We start from the raw sequence: 1,253 nt of genomic DNA, 5'->3' as shown, positions 1-1,253 counted from the left end.
CGGAAATCTGAAGATCCACGACATTCAGCCGGGTGATATGTCAGATGCTATGCTCCATTTGTTCAATACCAGCGCTGCCCTGCACCAAAGCATGGTACACGCGGTAGGCCAATGGCATAAACAAGACCGATCTGCAGGTGGGCACCAGAAATAGGAAAGGGAGTAGAGATGCGTAAAATCCCGGACTGGCTCCCCAAGGGCGGGCACCTGGAAGAGGGAGGCTCGGAGTACGTCTTCGAGTGCCCATCCTGTGGAGGATCCAAGTTCTTCTGGAACGTTTCCCGGGGGAAGGGGTTCTGCTTCCACTGCAAGGTAAAGGTGGGCCACCCGGCTTCCCTGCATCGACTGCTCGGACTGGTTGTTCCGGAGCAGGAGAAAGCATCCACAGTAGAGCGCCGGCAGCAGTCGCTCCAAGGCGCCTCGAAGAAAGCCTCGGTGAGGGGTACCGAGGCGGAAGCCTACCTGATCGCCAGAAAGGTCCGTCCGGATCTGGCTGTTGAGATCGGGATGCTTTACGAGCCCAGCCGGCGGAGGATCCACGCCCCGATCTGGAGTCCTGTTGGTCTTCCCCGGTCCTTCAAGTCCAGGTCGGTGGTCCCCGGGGAAAAGGGGTGGATGTCCCGGTCTGGAGACCCGGCCGTGGGGTATCTGTTCGGGACCCCCCCGAAGAGGAATCCTGTCCTGGTAGAGGGGGTTTTTGACGTGCTGACCCCCGGGTTGTGGGGGACTGCGCTGGCGCTGCTGGGTTCGATGCTGCACACCCCGATTGAATGGTGGATCGCCCGAACCTACCCGGAAGTGACCCTGTTGCTGGACCCGGACGCCGTGGCGAAGGCGGAGAAGATCGAGCAGGCTCTGGTCAGTTTTGGGGTTCTCGTGCAGAATCTGACCGGGAAGTACCCCGAGCCTGGAGAATGTGTCAACGGAGAGTTGGACTTCTTGAAAGAGGTGGAGTGAAGTGGCAGAGAAGTGGATCTTGACGGCAGACACCCACGCCAACAACCGCCTGCCGGGGAATCTGGAGTTCTCCCGGCAGTTGATCGTGGACATGGGGGTGCTTGCCCGGAAGCATGGTGCCCGGCATGTGATTTTCGCTGGGGACCTGTTGGACCAGAAACACGGATTGAACCTGCCCGTCCTCCTGGCGGTGCACTCCGGCCTGGAAACGATCAAGGCAATGGGGGTGGTACCGATCATCCTTCCCGGGAACCATGATCAACCCCACCCCGAGAACCCCGGGTTCAGTCCGTTGG

Annotated in this window: 2 protein-coding genes; both read left to right on the top strand. The window is 60.2% G+C overall.

What is annotated here, in order from left to right:
• Positions 1-168: 168 nt before the first annotated feature.
• Positions 169-957: a hypothetical protein gene (locus EOM25_15120; protein NCC26510.1), complete on the top strand. Its 789-nt coding sequence runs from the start codon at positions 169-171 to the stop codon at positions 955-957.
• Position 958: 1 nt separating this feature from the next.
• Positions 959-1,253: hypothetical protein (locus tag EOM25_15115; GenBank protein ID NCC26509.1), on the top strand; the 295-nt coding region annotated here is incomplete at its 3' end.

Source organism: Deltaproteobacteria bacterium (assembly GCA_009929795.1).
Lineage (GTDB): Bacteria > Desulfobacterota > Desulfovibrionia > Desulfovibrionales > Desulfomicrobiaceae > RZZR01.
The sequence above is the reverse complement of the archived record's forward strand: the minus strand, read 5'-3'. Positions and strand labels throughout refer to the sequence as shown.